The 1,390-nt window shown below is 68.6% G+C and carries 1 protein-coding gene; it reads left to right on the top strand.

What is annotated here, in order from left to right; genetic code table 11:
- Positions 1-470: 470 nt before the first annotated feature.
- On the top strand, positions 471-1,390 hold a 920-nt coding region (gene fliI, locus MFF30_RS25480), incomplete at its 3' end, for a flagellum-specific ATP synthase FliI (RefSeq protein ID WP_238283036.1).

The following is a 1,390-nucleotide window of genomic DNA, read 5'->3' as shown; positions in this document are numbered from 1 at the left end:
GATGCTCTGCGCGGTTGCGCTGTCGTCCTCGATCAGAAGTACCCGCATCGTCGGTCCCCAGCCCAGCCGGCCGTGTGCAGCGTACGGGCAAGCCCCCGCCGTTCGTCCGCCACCGGCCCGTGGCGGACGCTCCCTCGTCATTGACGTGAAACGCTATTCGTTAATCGTTAACAAAACCTGATTCACGGATGCAAGCACGCAATTGGACCCGATTTCCGGCCACGCTTCTCGCCGTTGACGGTCTGTTCTCGTAAGACCGTTTGCCGGCTCGTCGCGGACCGTCCGCGTGTCCCCTCAAGTCCTTCGCCCGTAAACACTTCTCGTGTGCTGTCTCCCCGGCGCCACGGCATCGGAATGTCGTGGCCCCGCACGAAGATTTCTTGGATCCCGACCGAAGCCGGCGGCCTGCTACAAGCCCGATGCACACAGTGTTAAGGAGGGAGGTAAACGAATGGTTGAGAGAGTCGCCGATGACCGAACGCGACCCTAGCGTCGCCCGCTTGCGCCTGGCTGGTGCGCGGGCTGCCCTCGCCGATGTGCAGGTGCTGGAGACCTTCGGGCGCGTCGTCGCCATCCGGGGGCTCCTCGTGGAGGTGGCTGGTCCCGTGGCGGCCATGCGCCTGGGTGGCCGACTCGACATTGCCGTGGAGAACGGTCTCGGCGCCGTGCCCTGCGAGATTATCGGCTTCCAGGGAGACCGGGCGCTGGCGATGCCCTTCGGCTCGCTGGAGGGGGTGCGCCGCGGCTGCCCGGCCATGGTCCGCGACGAGGCTGCGGGCGCCATCCGGCCGTCCTCGGCCTGGCTCGGCCGTACCATCGATGCCCTCGGTCGCCCCATCGATGGCCTCGGGCCCTTGGTGCCGGGGCCCGTGGTCTATCCACTCCGCGCCGACCCGCCCCCCGCCCATGCGCGCAAGCGCGTCGGCCCCCCTCTCGATCTCGGCATCCGCTGCATCAACACCTTCCTGACCATGTGCGCGGGACAGCGCATGGGCATCTTCGCGGGCTCGGGCGTCGGAAAGTCCGTCCTCCTGTCGATGCTGGCGCGCTACACCGCCGCCGACGTGGCGGTGATCGGCCTCGTGGGCGAGCGCGGTCGCGAGGTGCAGGAATTCCTCCAGGACGACCTCGGCCCGGCGGGCCTCGCTCGCTCGGTCGTCATCGTCGCCACCTCCGATGAACCGGCCCTGATGCGCCGCAACGCCGCCTACGTCACCCTGGCGGTGGCGGAGCACTTTCGCGACCAGGGCGCGCAGGTGCTCTGCATGATCGATTCGATCACGCGCTTCGCGATGGCCCAGCGCGACATCGGTCTCGCGGCCGGGGAACCGCCCACCGCGAAGGGCTACACGCCGACCGTGTTCAGCGAGTTGCCGCGCCTGCTGGAGCG

The sequence above is a fragment of the Methylobacterium goesingense genome (assembly GCF_022179225.1).
In the GTDB taxonomy this organism is placed as follows: Bacteria; Pseudomonadota; Alphaproteobacteria; order Rhizobiales; family Beijerinckiaceae; genus Methylobacterium; species Methylobacterium goesingense.
The sequence above is the reverse complement of the archived record's forward strand: the minus strand, read 5'-3'. Positions and strand labels throughout refer to the sequence as shown.